General features: G+C 36.1%; 18 protein-coding genes. 1 reads left to right on the forward strand and 17 read right to left on the reverse strand.

Going from position 1 to position 19,076, the window contains the following annotated elements; translation table 11 throughout:
* Positions 1 to 252 precede the first annotated feature (252 nt).
* The 12 genes from AC3WSK_RS00505 to AC3WSK_RS00560 form a co-directional block, all read right to left on the reverse strand.
* Positions 253 to 690 carry a YlbF/YmcA family competence regulator gene (locus tag AC3WSK_RS00505; RefSeq protein ID WP_079560550.1) on the reverse strand — a complete coding sequence of 146 codons (438 nt, stop codon included), beginning with the start codon at positions 688 to 690 and terminating at the stop codon, positions 253 to 255.
* Positions 691 to 2,235: a tRNA (N6-isopentenyl adenosine(37)-C2)-methylthiotransferase MiaB gene (miaB, locus tag AC3WSK_RS00510; protein WP_427482640.1), complete on the reverse strand. Its 1,545-nt coding sequence runs from the start codon at positions 2,233 to 2,235 to the stop codon at positions 691 to 693.
* A 188-nt stretch (positions 2,236 to 2,423) separates the two neighbouring features.
* Positions 2,424 to 3,680, reverse strand: a complete 1,257-nt coding sequence (locus AC3WSK_RS00515; protein WP_079560546.1) for a carboxylate--amine ligase — start codon at positions 3,678 to 3,680, stop codon at positions 2,424 to 2,426.
* Positions 3,681 to 3,957: 277 nt separating this feature from the next.
* Positions 3,958 to 4,329 (reverse strand): ELKS/Rab6-interacting/CAST family protein, encoded by a 372-nt coding sequence (locus AC3WSK_RS00520; protein ID WP_240518225.1) that lies wholly within the window; start codon positions 4,327 to 4,329, stop codon positions 3,958 to 3,960.
* Positions 4,330 to 4,870: 541 nt separating this feature from the next.
* Positions 4,871 to 6,247 (reverse strand): sensor histidine kinase, encoded by a 1,377-nt coding sequence (locus AC3WSK_RS00525; RefSeq protein WP_492411955.1) that lies wholly within the window; start codon positions 6,245 to 6,247, stop codon positions 4,871 to 4,873.
* On the reverse strand, positions 6,244 to 6,906 hold the full coding sequence (locus AC3WSK_RS00530) for a response regulator transcription factor (protein WP_492411411.1): 663 nt from the start codon (positions 6,904 to 6,906) through the stop codon (positions 6,244 to 6,246). The genes AC3WSK_RS00525 and AC3WSK_RS00530 overlap by 4 nt, the downstream gene beginning before the upstream one ends.
* Before the next feature lie 28 nt (positions 6,907 to 6,934).
* Complete coding sequence (locus tag AC3WSK_RS00535; RefSeq protein WP_492411412.1) at positions 6,935 to 7,690, reverse strand: lantibiotic immunity ABC transporter MutG family permease subunit; 756 nt, start codon at positions 7,688 to 7,690, stop codon at positions 6,935 to 6,937.
* Positions 7,691 to 7,693: 3 nt separating this feature from the next.
* Complete coding sequence (locus AC3WSK_RS00540) at positions 7,694 to 8,422, reverse strand: lantibiotic immunity ABC transporter MutE/EpiE family permease subunit (protein WP_492411414.1); 729 nt, start codon at positions 8,420 to 8,422, stop codon at positions 7,694 to 7,696.
* A 1-nt stretch (position 8,423) separates the two neighbouring features.
* The gene (locus tag AC3WSK_RS00545; RefSeq protein ID WP_079560541.1) at positions 8,424 to 9,131 is read right to left on the reverse strand and encodes a lantibiotic protection ABC transporter ATP-binding protein; all 708 of its coding nucleotides are present in this window, start codon (positions 9,129 to 9,131) and stop codon (positions 8,424 to 8,426) included.
* 434 nt (positions 9,132 to 9,565) lie between these two features.
* Positions 9,566 to 10,432: a 2-oxoacid:ferredoxin oxidoreductase subunit beta gene (locus AC3WSK_RS00550; RefSeq protein ID WP_079560540.1), complete on the reverse strand. Its 867-nt coding sequence runs from the start codon at positions 10,430 to 10,432 to the stop codon at positions 9,566 to 9,568.
* Positions 10,432 to 12,171, reverse strand: a complete 1,740-nt coding sequence (locus AC3WSK_RS00555; RefSeq protein WP_079560539.1) for a 2-oxoacid:acceptor oxidoreductase subunit alpha — start codon at positions 12,169 to 12,171, stop codon at positions 10,432 to 10,434. The genes AC3WSK_RS00550 and AC3WSK_RS00555 overlap by 1 nt, the downstream gene beginning before the upstream one ends.
* A 312-nt stretch (positions 12,172 to 12,483) precedes the next feature.
* Positions 12,484 to 12,750, reverse strand: a complete 267-nt coding sequence (locus tag AC3WSK_RS00560; protein WP_004224903.1) for a stage V sporulation protein S — start codon at positions 12,748 to 12,750, stop codon at positions 12,484 to 12,486.
* 565 nt (positions 12,751 to 13,315) lie between these two features.
* On the opposite strand from AC3WSK_RS00560, the gene AC3WSK_RS00565 reads away from it, so the two are divergent.
* Complete coding sequence (locus tag AC3WSK_RS00565) at positions 13,316 to 13,735, forward strand: hypothetical protein (RefSeq protein WP_079560538.1); 420 nt, start codon at positions 13,316 to 13,318, stop codon at positions 13,733 to 13,735.
* Positions 13,736 to 13,944: 209 nt separating this feature from the next.
* Here AC3WSK_RS00565 and AC3WSK_RS00570 read toward each other — a convergent pair whose 3' ends face one another.
* The 5 genes from AC3WSK_RS00570 to AC3WSK_RS00590 form a co-directional block, all read right to left on the reverse strand.
* Positions 13,945 to 14,742, reverse strand: coding sequence for a TIGR00282 family metallophosphoesterase (locus tag AC3WSK_RS00570; RefSeq protein WP_079560868.1), 798 nt, complete (start codon positions 14,740 to 14,742; stop codon positions 13,945 to 13,947).
* Between the two features lie 195 nt (positions 14,743 to 14,937).
* The gene (locus AC3WSK_RS00575; protein WP_492411418.1) at positions 14,938 to 15,651 is read right to left on the reverse strand and encodes a CpsD/CapB family tyrosine-protein kinase; all 714 of its coding nucleotides are present in this window, start codon (positions 15,649 to 15,651) and stop codon (positions 14,938 to 14,940) included.
* Positions 15,651 to 16,376: a YveK family protein gene (locus tag AC3WSK_RS00580; protein WP_492411420.1), complete on the reverse strand. Its 726-nt coding sequence runs from the start codon at positions 16,374 to 16,376 to the stop codon at positions 15,651 to 15,653. The genes AC3WSK_RS00575 and AC3WSK_RS00580 overlap by 1 nt, the downstream gene beginning before the upstream one ends.
* A gap of 153 nt (positions 16,377 to 16,529) precedes the next feature.
* Entirely contained in the window at positions 16,530 to 17,546 is a 1,017-nt protein-coding gene (locus AC3WSK_RS00585; RefSeq protein ID WP_492411422.1) for a glycosyltransferase family 2 protein, read from the reverse strand.
* Positions 17,525 to 19,069 carry an oligosaccharide flippase family protein gene (locus AC3WSK_RS00590; protein ID WP_492411424.1) on the reverse strand — a complete coding sequence of 515 codons (1,545 nt, stop codon included), beginning with the start codon at positions 19,067 to 19,069 and terminating at the stop codon, positions 17,525 to 17,527. Before AC3WSK_RS00590 ends, AC3WSK_RS00585 begins: the two co-directional genes overlap by 22 nt.
* Between the last annotated feature and the right edge of the window lie 7 nt (positions 19,070 to 19,076).

Genomic DNA, 19,076 nt, shown 5'->3' on the forward strand with positions numbered 1-19,076 from the left:
TGTTGCTTATATTGTATGTCTCTTCAGCAAATCGAGGGGTTGATTTCCGTTCCAGCTGGGTGCATTCCTGGAGTCGCCCAGCCGTAACGAAGATCAACTATTTCACATTGTATGTCTCTTCTGGCATTTCACTTTAATTTATGATTATAAAACGAAGAGCGACAGGCATCTTCATTTCATTGACACAATAGTTTTTTAACAATAGTAAAGCTCGAATGAAAGCATTCATTCGAGCTATTTCTTCAATTATTTTTATGAGCAGCTGCCTGGTGTTGTATTTGCTACGTATGAGCCAGTTTCTCCACGAAGTAAATCCCCACCTGTTGAACGAACAATCTCATTTGTAACATTGTTTGCAATTGTGTTTGACACTAGTTGTAATAAATCATTTACATCCCCTTGAGATTCTTTAAATTGTTGAACTACTGGGATTGCGTTGATTTCTTCTTCGATTTTTCCGATTTTATCTTCAATTAATTTAAGTGCTTTTTCTTTTCCTAAGTGTTGGAAGTTAACAGCTTGCTTTTGTAGGCTTTTTAAACTTGCAATACGTTCACGTACTTGTTGGTTTTCATTGATTTGTGCTTCTGCCTTTTTGAAAAATTCTACTTCTGGCGTATTGGCAATCATATGCGCAATTTCATGTGACTTCTTGATTAAATCTTCTTTTGTATATAATACTTGTGTCATTTACGCTTCCACCTTTTCATTTTTTACTACTTCTACGAATTCACCACTCAGTGAATATGAAGTAGCTTCAACTATTTTTACTTTCACTAATTGACCAATTAGATCTGCTGGGGCTTTAAAGTTTACAAGACGGTTTTTACGCGTGTAGCCAGCTAACACATCATCACGTTTTTTACTCGTTCCTTCGACTAATACTTCTACTATTTCACCCTTCAAGCTCTCTAATGCTTTGCGAGAGTATTCCCCTACTACCGCATTTAATCGGTGAAGACGTTCTTTTTTCACTTCTTCAGGTACATTATCCACCATTTTGGCAGCAGGTGTACCCTCACGAGGAGAATAAATATAAGTAAAGGCCATTTCAAAACCTACTTCACGGTACAAGGATAATGTCTCCTCAAATTGTTCTTCAGTTTCATTAGGATAACCTACGATAATATCAGTCGTTAGTGTTACTTCCGGAATAGCCGCTTTAATTTTCGCTACTAATCCAAGGAAATGCTCACGTGTATATTTACGCGCCATAATTTTTAGCACATCATTTGAACCAGATTGTACTGGTAAGTGAATATGCTCCACTAAGTTACCACGTTTTGTAAGTACTTCGATTAAATGATCATCGAAGTCACGTGGATGACTCGTTGTAAATCGAATACGTGGGATATCGATTTTTCGTAATTCATCCATTAAATCACCAAGTCGATATTCAATATCCTCAAAATCCTTACCGTAAGCGTTGACATTTTGTCCTAAAAGCATAATTTCTTTATAACCCGCAGCCGCTAGTTCACGAACTTCAGCAATGATTTCTTCTGGACGGCGACTACGTTCCTTACCACGTGTATAAGGTACAATACAATACGTACAGAATTTATCACAGCCGTACATAATATTTACCCAAGCTTTGATGGAACCAAGACGTTTTTTCGGCAGATTTTCAATTACATCGCCTTCTTTAGACCAAACCTCAATGACCATTTCCTTAGACATATATGCTTCTTTTAAAATGTTCGGTAAACGGTGAATATTATGTGTACCAAACACCATATCGACATGCGGATAACTTCTTAATATTTTATTGACCACGGATTCTTCCTGTGACATACAGCCACAAACCCCGATTAACATTTCTGGATTTTTACGTTTATATTTTAACAGGAAGCCAAGTTCTCCAAATACTTTATTTTCTGCATTTTCACGGATGGCACACGTATTCAGTAATACGACGTCAGCTTCATCAATTATATCTGTAGGCGTATATCCTAGCTGCATAAAAATCCCAGCCATAACTTCTGTATCATGCTCATTCATTTGACAGCCATACGTACGAATATAGAAAGTACGCCCTGTTCCCATACCTGCAAACTCTTCTGCAATGTTAAAGTCCTTATGGTACTTAACATCTTCTTTCCCACGTTTTTTAGCATCTTTTAATGAAGGTGCCGTAAAGACCGTTTCAAAATATTTACTATAATCCTTTTCAGGCTTGTCTTCTTTTTTTGGTTGATTGACTTGTTGATTAGCTAAGCGTTGTTCTTCATTCATTGCAATCAGGTAACTCCTTTCAAACGAATTCCATACATTTGAAATCCCGTTTTACTATTATACTGAATAATTGCAACATCCTACAAGGCTTGTGTACTAAATGTCGCGGTTTAGACTTAATTACACGTAGTTTGCAGAATTTTTCCACCACCGCTTTGCTTCTTTTAGAACTCCAAATTATCTTGGCCTTATTTGTAGTACTTTTTATATTTTAGATTTAAATAAAAATTATATAGTTTAAGCTTTACCCAACGCTTTATGTTCATATCCTCTCTAAAATATAGAGCATTCGAATACTTGTCCTGTTTTATTAATTGCTTAGCTTCTATTTTCAGTTTTACATTTTTCAAGCCTTTGAATAACAATCTTTTTGGAATGAGTGACCATAAATGCCTCGTCTGTACATACGTTAGCTCTTGATGTACATTGAATACATAATCATTAGCAACACATTGCATTAAATTATGACCACTTGCTGTCACGTAATAGCTTGAAGCACCCGATCGTAAGTTCATTTCAAATATTTTAAATTCCCCGTCACGAACATCTAGTTTCATATCAAAATTTGCAAAACCACTATAGCCAATGCCCTCCAAAAAATAGCGCAAGTTGTCCATAAGCTGTTTATCGAAGTCTGTCATAATCGCCAAGGAGATTCCAATATTTTGTGGTGATGGATCTTCAAGGAGCTTGTTCCCTAAACACATCAGTTTAACCTTCCTGTCCTTTCCTACGTAAACGTCTAATACCCGAATATAAGAATCATCACCTGGAATAAACTCTTGAAGAATTAAAGAATCTTTATAGGAAGAGCGATAAATGCTTTTAATAATATGCCGCTTCTCTTCTTCATTTTTTACAAGAAATACTTTTTTCTTCTCAGGGAAGGAACAACGCGAATATTCAACGAAATTCGATGGCTTGATTATTATTGGATAATCGAAGGGTATTTCACTTGTTACATGATGTTCCTTTGTCAATACGATCGTTTGGGGATATTTTAAATTATATAAATCACATTGCTTATAAAATTCTTCCTTTGTTTGAACCCTCTTCATTAAACCCTCATCTATATAAGGCAAAATAAAATAATGTTGTAATGTCTGTTTATTAGTAATGATCAGCTCCGCATAATAACAATCACATACAAGAAGGATTAATTTTTTATGTTTGAACTGCTTCGCTACTTCTATTAAAGCCTGTACAAAATAATCTGGTTCATCTAAACGGTCCACATATTGAAAATCCAGGATATCACTATTTTGAGTCGCTATTCCTAGCGCCCCACCTAGTAGAAGCGTTCGAATACCTTTTGTTTTCATTGAAGGCTCTAATACAAGACTTTTCATACGATACGCCTCATAGAAGGAACGGGCTACCCCATATGCATATTGACCTGATTGTATAATAACTGGTAAAAAGGGTTGATCAACTGTTTTTGACAATTTTACTCGCCTCTCATATTAAAAATGAATTTAATCATTTGTATGCGTTCTATTCTGAACTTAATACTAATAACACTATGAGTCTATATTTTTCATTCATGCCAGAGGCTCTGGGCTAACGTGATGTTGTCACTCAATCGTGTATAAAAAATCTGCAATATGCAACGTCGTTGTACAATTATTTAAGGGGGTTATTTTGGGGGAATAAGAAGGAATCTAGTTCTGTATGCGCACGTTAATGTAGCTTTTCAAGACGTGCACACACTCTAGATTAATTTTATAAACCAAGAAAATCTGCATATGTATGTGGCTCGTTTTCCTTTAAAATTGTTAAAAATGTAAATGCAAGCTGTACGACTGACCACCATCTCATATTATAGGACATCTCAAAGCGGGAAGGTTCTAATGTAAATACGTCTTGAAAAATATCAAGTGGATCAATTTTTTCATCTTTTAATATTGAGAGAAAACCTAAAAACAACGTATGATCTTTGACTTCAATCATTTTTCCTTCAACAAGTGCATCAATATTTTCTGGTTGATGGAAATTACATTGTGTCGCAACATACTTTTCTAAATCCTGCGCGCGCTGCCTTTCTTCGCGCTCTCTTTTCTTTGCAATAAAATCAATGACGTTATCCACGTGCATCATCGCCTCTTCTTTTTTCTTTTATTGTAGCATTTTTTAGAATATTATTGCCTGAACGCGCTCCCCATTTCTTCCTTTTTCCAAAAACAAAAAGAATGATATTAGCAAATTTGCCAAAATCACTCTTTTCTCAAGATATTTATTAATTTAAAGGTCACCATTATAGCGTGGAATTGATTTCCGTTCCGGTTGGGCGCTTTGACGCTGACGCTTCGCTTTCGCACAGAGCAAAGCTTCCTGGGGGCGTCCGATGAGCCGCTTGGGGCAACAGGATGTTGGTCACGAAGGCGTTATCACAGGATGTGATGGTTTTAGCCTTCGTTCCTCTACCGCTGATCCCCAAGGAGTCGCCCAGCCATAACGAAGATCAACTTGTATACATTTTATCTAATATAATATTAATGAACTTCATTAGCAGACTCTAATTTCCGTTCCATACCAGAATAGGCATAAACAAAAGGATCCTTCTATCAGAAAAATAATTACCCGCATTTTGAATAATTTTGTTTATCTTTCCAAAAGCAAAGTGACAGTAAAACAATTACTTCAAGAAGAAATTGTTTGGGATTGTTATGGTCACTTTTCCTCCACCTGCTGCTAAATCATTATCAATTTGCAGTGCCCCACTATGACTCTGAACAATTGATTGGGCAATATAAAGCCCCATCCCATGGTGATTTCCTGCATTTCTGCTTGGGTCTCCGCGATAAAACTGTTTGGTAGCTTCTTTTAAATCCTTCGGAGAAAATCCACAGCCGCTATCGGTAACGGTAAATTGAATCACATCATTAGCACTTTGCACGGTTAATAATATCTTACCATTTTCAGGTGTGTGCTCTACCGCATTAGCAATAACATTTATCATCGCTCGATAGAACTGCTCTTCATCGATCCATATGAGCGTGGGAAGCATTTCCTTTCGGACAACTACTTGAAGTTTTTTTTCCAACGAAAGAGCTCTCATTTGATGCTCTACTTCTGTCATAAATACATCCGTTTTAACATTCATTTTTTCACGAACGATACTTTTCTCCATTTTCGATAAATCGATCAGCTCTTTCGTGAATTTTTCTATTTCTATTGTATTTTTCAAAATATAATTATTATATTCTTTTTGAATATCATCTTGATCAGTATCTTGTAGAAGCTCTGCATTTCCTCTAATAATCGTAAGTGGTGTTTTCAGATCATGAGCAAGAGCAGAGATTTGCTCTCTACGTGCCTGTTCTGATTCCCATTGCTGTTTTAAAGAACTGTTTAATGCCTCCCTCATATGCTCAAGAGAAATGGATATTTCATCTATCTCACGAATTCCTGAAGTATTTATTGTAAAATCCAAATTTTGATTTTGTATTTTTTCAATCGCTTCCTGCAAGCCAAACATTTTTTTCTTTAAACTTCTTCCAAAATGAATAGCAAGCACAGTTGCATATGTTACTATCCCTATAATAAACAATAGGAGTTCTAATAGTTGCGGATTAGGCAAATATTTTCTTAAAAATTCTGAACGATACTGGGGTACTAAATAATATCGTAATATACAAATCTCATTTTCTCGCTGTATAAACGAGTAAAATTGGGAGCCACTTGAAGTTTCCCCCTTTTTCATTACATTCCATGCCTTAATAGCTTCCTTTTCTGAAAGACTCCCTGAAAAAAATTGTCCATCTTTAGACAAAACAGCGTAGTCAACAAGGTCTGGAATAATATCAGCTGTAACCGAACTACTAGACGTTATGCGATCCTTTGATAATGAAATCTGAATTTCTGCATAATTTGCGGGCAATACAATATTGGCGGAAAAAGCAAATAAAAATATACTAAATAGTAGTACTACTAAAAGAATAGTGCCTATACATAGGAAAAAGAGATATCGAAGAAAAAAAGTATGTAAACGTGTTCCTTTATTGGACCTCATTGTCTCCACTTATATCCAATCCCCCAAACAGTGTCAATGGCGTCAACATTAAAGGTATGTAGCTTTGAACGGATATTTTTAATATGCTCAGTAATGGCAGTGCTGTCACTCTTCCCATCAAACCCAAAAATAGTTTCATAAATCTTTTCCTTCGAAAATACCTGTCCTCGATTTCGAGCTAGAAATTCGCATATTTCATATTCGCTTTTTGTCAGCATTACCTTTTCCTCATTTACAAACAGCTCTTTACCAGAAAGATTGAAATGAATATTATCTACAAAAAGGATACTGCGTCTTTCCCTTTTTTCGCGTCTCAAATGCGCATTCACTCTTGCACGTAGCTCACCAATTCCAAACGGCTTGATAATAAAATCATCTGCTCCAAGACCTAGACCATACATTAGATCTTCCTCCAATGATTTAGCCGTTAAAAAAAGGATGGGACAATCTACAGCATGGCGTATTTGGCCACATAAAGTAAATCCATCAATTTCGGGCATCATCACATCCAATAAAATTAAATCGAAGGCACCCAGATCCATTTTACTTACTTCGGTCGCATCAGAGACTGCCGTTACTAAATGCTCGTCTTTTAGTAATGCATTTTTTATCAATATTAAAATATCTTTCTCATCATCTACTGCCAATATTTTCGCCATATTTCTACCCTCACCATTTCTTCATACCCTAATTATCAGACTTTCTTCCTTCCCATTTCCAAAACCATAAACAAGAAAGGACTAACGCGAACAATGTTCCGCATACTGAAGCAATAATACCTTCCTGTAGTCCTACTTCCACTATTGATAAGTCAACCCCTGACGCTTTCATTGTCCATAATGAAACAAAGTGACCACCCCAACCATAAGGTATAAATGACCAAATGCCATCACCTAATCCAGTGAGTAATAAGGCTACTATTAGTGACCCTACAATACCTAATCCGATTGAGGCACCTTTACCAAAATGAAGACTAACAAAAAAATGTAAAATATATAAAAATGCACAGCTTACAAATAGAATACATCCAGCTATAAAATAAAATTGATAATCAAAAGTATCTTCATGCAAAAGTTCAATAAATCCAACACTAAAAATACCGAAAGACAGTAATATTGCTCCAAAACTAAATAACAATAACAGTAGCAACTTGCTTAAATAGACCACTATTTTTGTTTTAGTAGCTGTTAGCATCCCCTGGAACTGCCCTGCCTTTGCTTCTTGCTCCGCAGCCATTGCACAAACTAATCCAATAATAATTGGAAACCCGCATGTTACTCCTTGAAGATATGCCGTTACCCTATCATTAAAACCCCATGGTGAATAAGTATAGTATGCTAAAAATACCCCTGAAATAATAATAGGTACAATTAGATGCGTGAGCAAAAATGGCGTTCTTTTTGTTTTAAGAAACTCTGCTCTAAGTAATCTTAACATTACCATGAACTATTTCGCCTCCCTTCTTTGAAACCAACGTGCAGTAAGGAAGCTGATTGAAGCAAACCATGCTAAAGTAATTAATATACCTGGAACTATAACCGACATGCTTAATAACGGGCTACCTTCAGGCACTGGCAGACCATTTGGTAAAATCTCTAGCGTTGGACAAATTAGTCTTGCAGTAATGGCGTAAGGAACACTATACCAAAACTCCCCATTTGCAAGTGCGATCATACCGGCAATATTGCCAACTAAATTTATTAAAATGGACATATAAGTTCCTAATTTTGCCGCAAGGAATAAACAAAGAGGAATTTGCCATAAAAACGTGACGAAAATTAACAAACTACCTGTAAGACTATTAATGAAAGAATAGCTATTACCAAATAATATTCCACCAGCAGTAATGCCAGCAAAGAAAATAATTGTAATTAATAACAACCAGGTACTACATGCAAGTATTTTGCCAAACCAAATCTTCTTCAGATCAATCGGCATTGCGAGAATACTATGGTATTTCAATTTAGCATCTTTTTCGATCACCAATGCACAACATATCGTCAGTGCACCCGGCAGGAGCATTGTATACCACCAATTATAAGCGCCACTTTGAAAAAAACTTCCTCCCATTAATACTGCAGTTAGTAAGATTGCCACAATGGGTGCTAGCAAAACTAATTTAGGAATAAAAGTCTTTTTCCATTTTAATCTTTCAGCCTTCATAATCGAAATCATGTTACATGCCTGCCTTTCTATTAGCTGACACTACTTGCATAAATAATGATTCTAATTCCTGACCTTGTGGGGCAACTCCCTGATAGCCTAATTTTCCTCCTGCAATGATGCCGATTTCATCAACGACCTGCTCTACTTCTGAAAGTATGTGGCTTGATAAAATGACTGTTATCCCTTGCTCTGGAAAAGATCGAATCAGTTTTCGAAGATCTTGGATGCCGATTGGGTCGAGACCATTTGTTGGCTCATCAAGAATTAAAAGCTTCGGATAGTTTAATAGCGCAATTGCTATTCCTAGGCGTTGTTTCATCCCTAAAGAAAACTGTCCTGCTCGTTTTTTCCCTGTATTGGTTAAGTCAACAATTTTTAATACTTCGTCAATGCGTGACTGTGGCAATCCGAGGGCAATCGTTCGAACCTTGAGATTTTCTCTTGCCGTTAAGTTTTCATATAAAGGTGGTGTTTCAATTAATACACCCATGTCTTTTAAATCATTACGATTCCATTCACGGCCACTAAAAAGTATCTTTCCTGCATTCGGGCGCAGCATCCCAGTTATCATTTTTAACGCTGTTGATTTCCCTGCACCATTCGGACCAAGTAAACCGTAAACAGAATTGCGAGGTATCGTTAACGACAAGTCCTCTACAATTTTTTGCCCCTTAAAGCTTTTACTAAGATTTTCTGTTTGTAAAATAATATCTTCCATAATCATCTTCCTTTCGATGATTTTAGTGTAGAAAATGATTATAAGGATTTTGTAAGGAAATCAAAAATTTTTGTGGATCGTCACGCTGAAAATCAATTTAATCAGAGAATGCTATAATGCTTCACTATTGCATAGACGTCCCCTACTGAACTTTTGTTTTATGACTATTTATTAGAGTGATATGCTTTGTGAAATGGTTGATTGGATTGGAGGCTGGGCGACTCCTCGGGGATCAGCGTCACAGATGAGACCCTGCAGCGCAGTGAAGCGGCTCATCGGACGCCCCCAGGAAAGCGCCCAGCAGGAACGGAAATCAACCCCTCGTTTTGCAGAAGAGCCGTACTTTATTTAATTACATAGTCTTTCAAAAACACAAAAAGCATTTGGAATGAGGTCATCCCAAATGCTTTTTATCATGTTGTATAAAATTTGATTTACATAAATTCTTTCACTAATTTATTAAAATCATTTTCGCTCATATTAATATCAATATCTGTTAATGGTAGCTCTGAGTAGCCTGGTACTTTTTCTTGATATGAAGCTGTTTCAGTATCTTGATAAATAATACCTGTTACTAAACCTTCATGCTCCATCACTGTACGCATTGCCATAGCACGGTCAGCATTGTCATAGCCTTCGATATCAGCAAGCTTCGTTAAGTTTTCTTTAAACCAATCATACGTATTCACTTTGTTATACGTAACACAAGGTGAGAATACGTTGATGAATGAGAAGCCTTTATGATTAATGCCCGCTTCAATTAAAGCCGTTAACTCTTTAATATCTGTTGAGAAGCCTTGTGCCACAAATGTAGCTCCACTAGTTAAAGCGACTTCTAACGGTTTTAGTGAAGGTTCAATCGCACCACCTGGCGTAGATTTTGTAATAAATCCTGCAGCAGAACGTGGAGATGTTTGACCCTTTGTTAAACCATAAATTTGGTTATCCATAACAACGTATGTGATGTCAATGTTTCGACGGATGGAATGGATTGTATGACCCATACCAATCGCAAAGCCATCGCCGTCACCGCCAGAAGCAATAACGTTTAAATCACGGTTAGCCATTTTCAAACCTTGTGCAATTGGTAATGCACGGCCATGAATACCGTGGAAACCGTAAGAATTAATGTAACCTGAAATACGACCAGAACAGCCGATCCCAGAGATAACCGCTAGTTCGTTTGGTTCAATACCAACGTTAGCCGCGGCGCGCTGAATCGCTGCTTGTACAGAGAAGTCACCACAGCCTGGGCACCAGTTTGGTTTCACTGTATTACGAAAATCCTTAAATGTTGCCATTAACGAGTCAACTCCTTCACACGATTTTCTAATTCACCTGGCAAGAATGGTGTACCATTATATTTTGTGATCGTCTCGATTTTATCGTGACCACCAATATTCATCTTCATAATATTTGCTAATTGACCTGTGTAGTTATTTTCTACAACGATTACTTTTTTCGCTTTTTCTACAAGTGGTGCCACTTCAGCAGACGGGAATGGGTGAATTAAACGAATATGTGCATGATTCACCTTCATACCTTGAGCATTTAATCGTTCTTGTACTTCTTCAATAGCTCCACGTGTTGAGTTAAAGCCGACTAATAAAATATCCGCTTCTTCATGTGGCGTATTTGAAAATACTGGATTATCAAATTTCAATGCCTCTAGCTTACGGAAACGTTTATCCATTTGTACTTGACGGTTACCAGTTGCTTCCGATGGCTTACCTGTTTCATCGTGCTCAACCCCTGTTACATGGTGAATACCGTTTAATGTACCAGGTAGCACACGCGGTGAAATACCGTCTTCCGTATTCTCATAACGTTTGAAGTATGCTTTATCAGCTGCTTCTTCAATGTCATCAGTAACAATTTTACCACGGCGGATTTCTATTTTACTGTAATCGAATGGCTCTACAGATTGTTTCCCTAGAGATAATTGCAAGTCAGTCATTAAAATAACTGGTAATTGTAATTCCTCCGCAATGTTAAACGCTTGGATTGTGTCAAAGAATGCTTCTTCCATTGTAGAAGGTGCAATCACTACTTTAGGAATTTCACCATGCGTACCATATAACATCGCCATTAAATCTGATTGCTCTTGTTTTGTTGGTAACCCTGTTGATGGACCACCACGTTGTGTGTCAACAACTACTAGTGGCTGCTCTGTCATACCTGAAAGACCAATTGCTTCCATCATTAATGAAAGACCCGGACCAGCTGAAGCTGTAAAGGCACGAACCCCACCAAAGTTTGCCCCAATTGCCATTGTCGCTGCAGCAATTTCGTCTTCTGTTTGAATAACCGTACCACCGAAATTCGGTAATTTTTTAATAAGGTATTCCATAATCTCAGAAGCTGGTGTAATTGGGTAAGCTGCCATTAAGCGTGTCCCAGCTGCAAGTGCACCAAGTGCTATTGCATCGTTCCCAATCATGAACATACGGCGTTTACCGTCTGCTGGTGCTAGAGCCCATTCACCTACACGATCGCCTAAAAGCTCATTCATTAATTCATGGCCGCGTGTAATTGCCTCCATGTTTTTCTGAACAACTTCTTCACCTTTTCTGCCAAAAATATCATCTACAACATTTTGGAACACTTCATCTTCTAGATTTAGCAATGAAGCTGTTGCCCCGATTGCCACCATATTTTTCATCAACGAAGTACCTAGCTCTGCAGCTACCTCTGTAAAAGGTACCGCAAATAATGGCGCTTTTGAATCTTCTGGCTTCACTGGATCAAATTTTGCATCCGCTAAAATAATCCCATTTTCTGTTAACTCTTTATAATTGACGTCGATTGTTTCTTGATCGAACGCTACTAAAATATCTAAATCATCCGCAATTGAACGTACTTCTGTTGGACGAACTGTAATTTTATTATTCGTATGGCCACCTTTAATTCGAGAAGAGAAATGACGGTAACCGTATAGGAAGTAACCTAAACGATTCATTGCCATTGAGAAAATTTCCCCTGTACTTTCAATCCCTTCACCTTGTTGCCCACCGACTTTCCATGAAAGCTGATGTAACATGTCAACAACTCCTTAGATCCAATGTATATACTATTATTTTTCCTTCATAAGTTTAACACGAAGAAACGGTCTGCACTATTGTTATTACGCGATTTCAGCGAAATTCAGACCTTTGACTGAAAATAGCGTTCATAAAGTTGTAATTATCAAATCAATTAAGTTTAAAAAATTTGCTTGCTGAATTCAAGTGACATTTAACATGTTAGTATGTAGAGCATGAGGGATTCTCTTCCTGATATCCTTATTGTCTATATAAACGAAAAAAATGCCTTGCAGCTTATTATGTGCAAGGCATTTTACTTCATTACTTTTTTATCGAATACGTTTTTCCACAAGAAGCTTTAAGGCTGTACGTTCCTCACCAGCAATTAAAATATCGGCAAACGCCGGTGCGCAAATTAAATCTGTGCCACTTGGCGCTACAAATCCGCGTGCAATGGCCACTGCTTTCACGGCTTGGTTAAGTGCACCTGCCCCAACTGCCTGCATTTCTGCTTGCCCTTTTTCTCTGATTACCGCGACTAATGCACCTGCAACTGAATTTGGATTAGAGCGTGATGATACTTTTAATGAATCCACAATTATTCCTCCCCGTTTCGCGAATAGTGTTTACGCTCAACAACTCATGTCCCCCTTTTGGACCTCAAGTTATTGTCGATAGGTCATTTTATGCTCGACGAGAAGGAAATAGACTATTTTCATTTCTTATATATCAAAACAATCTAAAAAGACTGATAATTACAGTTAAAAAATTGCTTTGTCATTGAAATAAAGGCGCCATTATAAATAACTATGGCTCCTTTGCAAAACGTGGGATGATTTCCATTCCAGACTACTCGCTATCTCTGCGGAAATCTTTGCTCTGCGACGAAAGCGAAGTGAAAGAAACCGTATCCGTCTTATCATTTCCAGTTTTTTCAAGCCAGTCAGTGATTTATCGAACTTCCAAAAGGCCAAAAAAGCGACAATTGGAAAGTCTGTATTGCTCATTAAACCGATTAAAGACTCATATTCTCCCATCGAATCCCTCTTTCTATAGTAGGTGCAACAATGGGCACTTAAAGAACCGAGAATGATAGTAAACTATTCTTGACTAAAAATTCGAAAATGATTAAAATCCCAATAATTTAAGGAGTTGTTTCGAATGAAGAAAAAAATAATTTTTATTAAAGCTTTAATTTTAATAGCAGTCTCAATTTACTTTTTCAACGAATACAAAACAAAAAGCTTTGTTAAAGATTTACTACATACAGTTAATTTAAGCGAAGAAATTAATAAAATTGGTATCTTAAATGAATCAACGACAACTATAACAAACGTTATTAAAGACAATCCTATATTTCCAACATTAATTGGTTCACTGGAAGATTTAAAAGTTAAACAGTCTCACTCTGAATTTTCTCATTTGGAAGGATACACGTTCATTATTTATCACAACAATAATTCATACCATATCTCTATCATTGAAAGTGGCATCCTACAGTTTGACGGTAAAAATTACAAAATACAAGAGGACGAATCTGTAAAAGAATTATTTACCCTCATAAAAAAAAGCACCCAATAAGGGCGCTCTTTTTCATTGGAATAGTACCACTGGTCGCGCAGCAAACATCTGTTGCCCCGACACCCAAAGAAAGCCCAAGTAGGAACGGAAATCACCCCTCGTTTTGCCGAAGAGTCATATTTTATTATGGTGCTTTAATTTCATTGAATTAACAAATTTTCAAAACAAAAAACTATTGTGCATTTTTTCATACACAATAGTTTCTCTTCTTATGCTTGGAACGGATAATCTTCGTTTATATACACCCGCTCACAATGACGAGCTTTGCCTGTTTTATCATCAATGTCTACAAAGAAACCACTTAACACATCGCGTCCTTTTTTAGGCACTTCAAAACGAGATGGCATATTTGTTTGGAATTTATAAATGACACTTTCCTTCGTCATCCCTAAAATTTCATCGTATGGACCTGTCATACCAACGTCCGTAATATAGGCTGTTCCATTTGGATAAATACGTGAATCAGCTGTTTGCACATGTGTATGTGTACCAACTACTGCAGAGGCCTTTCCATCTAAATGCCATCCAAGCGCAATTTTTTCACTTGTCGCTTCTGCATGAAAATCCACGAATACAAGCGGTGACGTTTTATGCGCTTCTTCGATTAATTTCTCTGCCATCGCAAATGGATCCTCGTGAGGAGGTAAAAACACTCGACCATGTAAATTAATAACAGATAGTGTTACACCGTTTTTTGAAATTTGCACCATGCCTTTACCTGGTGCATCACTTGAAAAGTTTGCAGGGCGTATTAAATAATCTGCATCATCTATAAAATCAAAAATATCTTTATTATCCCAAGTGTGATTACCCATCGTAATGACATCTACACCCATTTGCAATAGGTCATTATAAATATTACGTGTAATTCCACGTCCCGCTGCTGCGTTTTCACCATTGGCAATAACAACGTCTGGATTATATTTTTTCTTTAAGCGTGGTAAATACTTTTCCACTGCATCTCGGCCGATCGAACCTACAATATCCCCAATAAATAAAACTTTCATTTTCATAACCACTCTTTCATTAATTAGCACCTTATATTTTACCACCAATTCAAAGACAAACGCAAAATTATGTCCGTCTAGCGTATTTAACAGATGCTTTTTAGGCTTGAAAATATAGGCGCTGATACTCTTTCTGATTGTCTATAAAAAAAACTGACAAGCTATTAGGACTTGTCAGGCGGACGGTACTGATTTCTATTTTCTTGTATGATAATACTGGTTCTTATATTGTTCTTTGGGCAGAGCATAGTTATTCATAACAACGCCTAATATTTTTGCTTGTGCTACTAGTAAGGAATTTTTCGCTTTGACAACACTAGATTTCTCTACTACTCCAGTATTAACAATAAGTAGTGCACCATCTGTTTTATTCGCTAAAATTTGAGCATCGGTCACAGAATTAACAGGTGGCGTATCAAAGATGATTACATCATAAAAATCTATCATTTTTTCTATTAACGTATCCATCATTTCTGAAGCAAGAAGCTCTACAGGATTAGGTGGGATTGGTCCACTAGTGAGGACAAATAATCCTTCTATAAACGTTTCTTGTATCGCTTCGCTCAACGTGTCATTTTGTATCAGTACACTTGATAGACCTGAAATATTATGCAATTCAAATGTATAGTGGATAGCAGGTCTTCGCATATCAGCATCCACTACTAAAACTTTTTTACCTTCTTGAGCAAAAACGATCGCAATATTTGCTGCATTCGTTGTCTTTCCTTCACCAGGGATAGATGATGTCACTAAAATTGTTTTACACGATAAATTAGGGAGCGCAAATTTTAAATTTGTTCGAATTGTTCGAAACTGCTCAGAAATAATAGAAGTTGTGTGTACGTTAGTCAATAGTTTCCGTTGCATCATCGCTATTGCTTTCTTTTTTTTATTTTTCATTTTAAACATTATGTGACTCGTCTCCCTCGTCTAGTAGAGATAGATCCTCTGCCTTCTTTTATTGAACTCACGAATCCTATTATCGGTAAATTTAATAGCTCTTCAATTTCCTGCTCTGTCTTTATTGTTGAATCGAAAAATTCTACACTAAATGCAATGCCTGTTCCTAAAAGTAGTCCAAGAAAACCGGAAATCGCAATATTTAGAATTTTTTTCGGCTTCACTGGTTGTGGGTCATCAGCTAATTTAGCTACTGAAAGGACATTGATATTATCTACGTTCATCAGTTTTTGAATATCTTCTTTAAAGACATCTATTATCCTATTGGCAATCTCCACCGCTCGTGCTGGCTTTTCATCAAGAATCTTTATAGAAACTACTTGTGATTGGCTTTCATTATTGACCGTAATTTTTTCTGCTAATTGTTCGGGAGATAATTCTAATTTCAACTCTTCAATTACTTTTGATAGAATAGCTGGGCTTTTTATAATGACATTATACGTATTTATTAATTGTAAATCTGTCTCAATTGAATATGCACCCGTATACATTTGTTGTTGATCCGTATTTTTTTGGTTGATTAATATTTGAGTTTCAGCTTGATATACAGGCGTGATGACATAGTAACTAACATAAGCAGCCAATGCCATCGCGATTATGATTATCGAAAGAATAAGAAGCAAACGTTTTCGTAAGATTTTTACTATCGCCTTTACTTGAATCGAATTCTCCATCGAGTATATCTCCTTCCCCTAAACTATCTAAATTTGTGTAATGGAGTGTGATATTCATAGTTAATTGGTATAGTAGCTAGTAAAATGAAATACTCAATTATATATTTATTATATAAATTTATGTCCTATGTTATTCCTAATACAACAAGTAATTCATTTTTTCCTCATCGATAAAAAAATGATAAATGCTAGCGTAGATACAGCATTTTTTTTCAACAACTGATAATAGAGCTTCTTTTTCAATGAAAATTTTATTGGGTTTATCTCAAGAACATAAGGGTAGTCATCAACAAAACTGACTATTTCTTCTTTAATCTCTTTTAATAAATCGAGCCCCTTATATGGGGAACTCTGCATGTGAAGTGTTAAATTTACTAAACCGGAAAATACATATCCATTGAAGCTAGTTTCAATGGATGTAAAAATATTTTCAGCTACTAATGTCTCACGAATACGTTCATAGATTACATCATATTTTTCTCGCTCATTCTTACGGTAGCTTCTCGTTAATGATTGCTGTGGCAACACATTGTAATGATAAAGCTGCTGAGGCACATAACAAATTGTCTTACTCTTTGTGATCGCTTTTGTTATGAATAAAACATCTTCAGAAAAATTCATATCCTCTTCAAATCGAATTCCAAATTGATCAAGAAAGGCTTTAGAATACAATTTGCAACAAGCAAAACCGAAATGTTTTTCATGAAATTCAGTAAATAATAAATGCAAACATTTCTGAGAGTCAAAAAGTTCATTTGCAGTCGACGGATAGTTCAAACGATTGCCATCATTTTTTCCATCTACAAAAACATCACATTTAGCTATTTCAGTTTCTGTATCCTGAATAGCGCTATATAATCGTTCCAACATAGATGGCTCTATCCAATCATCCGCATCGACAAACGTAACGTATTGACCTCTTGCCTCGTTAATCCCTATATTTCTAGCATGACTTACCCCACCATTTGATTGATTATGAATGATTATCCGCTGATCTTGTAAGGCCAATTGATGTAAAATAGAAAGAGAATCGTCAGTACTGCCGTCATTAATCGCAATAATTTCGATTAGCTTTAACGTTTGTTGGCAAATACTTGCTAGACATTTCTTTAAATACGGTGCTGCGTTATATACCGGTATAATAACAGTTACGAGGATTTCTGACCCCAAAATTTCACCCCTCCAGCTAGGCTGAGCATTTTTACTTTTCCAATTAAATATTTTCGATCAGAAGCAGTAATTCCAAATGTGAACAAAGATATACCGAAAATCATACTGTATAAGGCAATATATAGCCCTAAAATGTACCAAGTATTCGAAAGTGGGAAAACAATTAGTATACCTTTCATTAAAAGAGACGCAATAACAATAGCTACGAAAATCTTGCTAATGCGTATCCAAAATTTTTTAATAGTTAGTTGTATTTTTTTTGCATAGTAAACATTCATAATACATACATTCCCAATAAATAACGATACCGCGGTTATGATTGCTGTTCCAATAACCCCGAATAAATAGATGGCAGGAATAGATAGAATAATATTTGTGCTAGCAAGTGTAATTAATAATACTGTTCGGAACTTAAACATGTTTTTTGCCTTTAACACACTCAGACCTATATTTTGAATTAAATCGACTGAAAACGGCAACATGATGATCAGTACGATCGGATAGACGATTAAATATTCATCCCCTATCCACAATGAGATGAAAGTTTTACCAAATAAAAAAAAGCCACTTAATACATATCCAAGAATCATTAGCTGAATGGCGCCAACATTGACAAATAACCGATTAATTTCCATAAGACCATCCGCTTGTGTCACCAACATTGAAATCTTTGGCAAATACAAATCACTTATGGCAAGTGCTAGTGCCATAAATATCATAATAAATTGTATAGCAATTGCATAAATGGCTACATCTTCTGTTCCTTTCATAATCCCCAGTAATACTTGGTCAGTTTGCCAATAAATTTTATCCACTATGACTGTCACAAACAAAAAAAATGAATAGACGAATATTTCTTTTATAAGGCCTGGATTATAACCAGAAAAGATAAATCGTACTTTTAACGTTTTCAAACAAATAATAGAATTTATTATTAATACACATACATTTAAGCTAGCTACAATATAAACCATCCCGACTGCACCAGCATCTTGTAACAAGAAAAACAGCATCAGTAACGGTTGTACGATTACTTTTATAAATGAAGTTAACTTAATTAGTATGAATTTTTCATAGGCTTGAAGGATTGAAGAGAAAACACTTAAAGGAAATTGTAAGGCAAAGCTTACGGTCATCACTATTACCATTACTTTTGCCTTTTCGATTTGCAATGAAGATAAGCTTTGTCCAAAAATTGTCTCTACTTGGAAATACACAAAACACCCAATGGCAAGAGTAAACGCACCTATAATCGAAAATAGCCGTAGAAAAAAGCCATTTAATCTAGCTTCCGTCTCCTTATCACCTACTACTCGATTATTAGAAATATAACGAATAATTGCATTCCCTAAACCAAAATCTAATATTGTTAAATACCCAACAAAAATTGTAATTAATGAGTATAATCCGTATTCTTCTTGACCAAGAATTCGAATCATAATAGGGGTAAACACAATTGCTACTATAAACGTACAAACAATAGATAAGTAAGAGAGAATAGCACCCATCCGAATTTCCTTCATTAGTCCA

This window comes from Lysinibacillus sp. EB271-A1-10B (assembly GCF_058791335.1).

Excerpts from the sequence above, each read along its gene's own strand:
- AC3WSK_RS00550 (WP_079560540.1), bottom strand. The coding sequence starts at position 10,432 with ATGGCAACATTTAAGGATTTTCGTAATACAGTGAAACCAAACTGGTGC.
- AC3WSK_RS00590 (WP_492411424.1), bottom strand. The coding sequence starts at position 19,069 with ATGAAGGAAATTCGGATGGGTGCTATTCTCTCTTACTTATCTATTGTT.
- AC3WSK_RS00530 (WP_492411411.1), bottom strand. The coding sequence starts at position 6,906 with ATGGCGAAAATATTGGCAGTAGATGATGAGAAAGATATTTTAATATTG.
- AC3WSK_RS00520 (WP_240518225.1), bottom strand. The coding sequence starts at position 4,329 with ATGCACGTGGATAACGTCATTGATTTTATTGCAAAGAAAAGAGAGCGC.
- AC3WSK_RS00535 (WP_492411412.1), bottom strand. The coding sequence starts at position 7,690 with ATGGTAATGTTAAGATTACTTAGAGCAGAGTTTCTTAAAACAAAAAGA.
- AC3WSK_RS00525 (WP_492411955.1), bottom strand. The coding sequence starts at position 6,247 with ATGAGGTCCAATAAAGGAACACGTTTACATACTTTTTTTCTTCGATAT.
- AC3WSK_RS00555 (WP_079560539.1), bottom strand. The coding sequence starts at position 12,171 with ATGTTACATCAGCTTTCATGGAAAGTCGGTGGGCAACAAGGTGAAGGG.
- AC3WSK_RS00565 (WP_079560538.1), top strand. The coding sequence starts at position 13,316 with ATGAAGAAAAAAATAATTTTTATTAAAGCTTTAATTTTAATAGCAGTC.
- AC3WSK_RS00570 (WP_079560868.1), bottom strand. The coding sequence starts at position 14,742 with ATGAAAGTTTTATTTATTGGGGATATTGTAGGTTCGATCGGCCGAGAT.
- AC3WSK_RS00505 (WP_079560550.1), bottom strand. The coding sequence starts at position 690 with ATGACACAAGTATTATATACAAAAGAAGATTTAATCAAGAAGTCACAT.
- AC3WSK_RS00540 (WP_492411414.1), bottom strand. The coding sequence starts at position 8,422 with ATGATTTCGATTATGAAGGCTGAAAGATTAAAATGGAAAAAGACTTTT.
- AC3WSK_RS00575 (WP_492411418.1), bottom strand. The coding sequence starts at position 15,651 with ATGTTTAAAATGAAAAATAAAAAAAAGAAAGCAATAGCGATGATGCAA.
- AC3WSK_RS00545 (WP_079560541.1), bottom strand. The coding sequence starts at position 9,131 with ATGGAAGATATTATTTTACAAACAGAAAATCTTAGTAAAAGCTTTAAG.
- miaB (WP_427482640.1), bottom strand. The coding sequence starts at position 2,235 with ATGAATGAAGAACAACGCTTAGCTAATCAACAAGTCAATCAACCAAAA.
- AC3WSK_RS00580 (WP_492411420.1), bottom strand. The coding sequence starts at position 16,376 with ATGGAGAATTCGATTCAAGTAAAGGCGATAGTAAAAATCTTACGAAAA.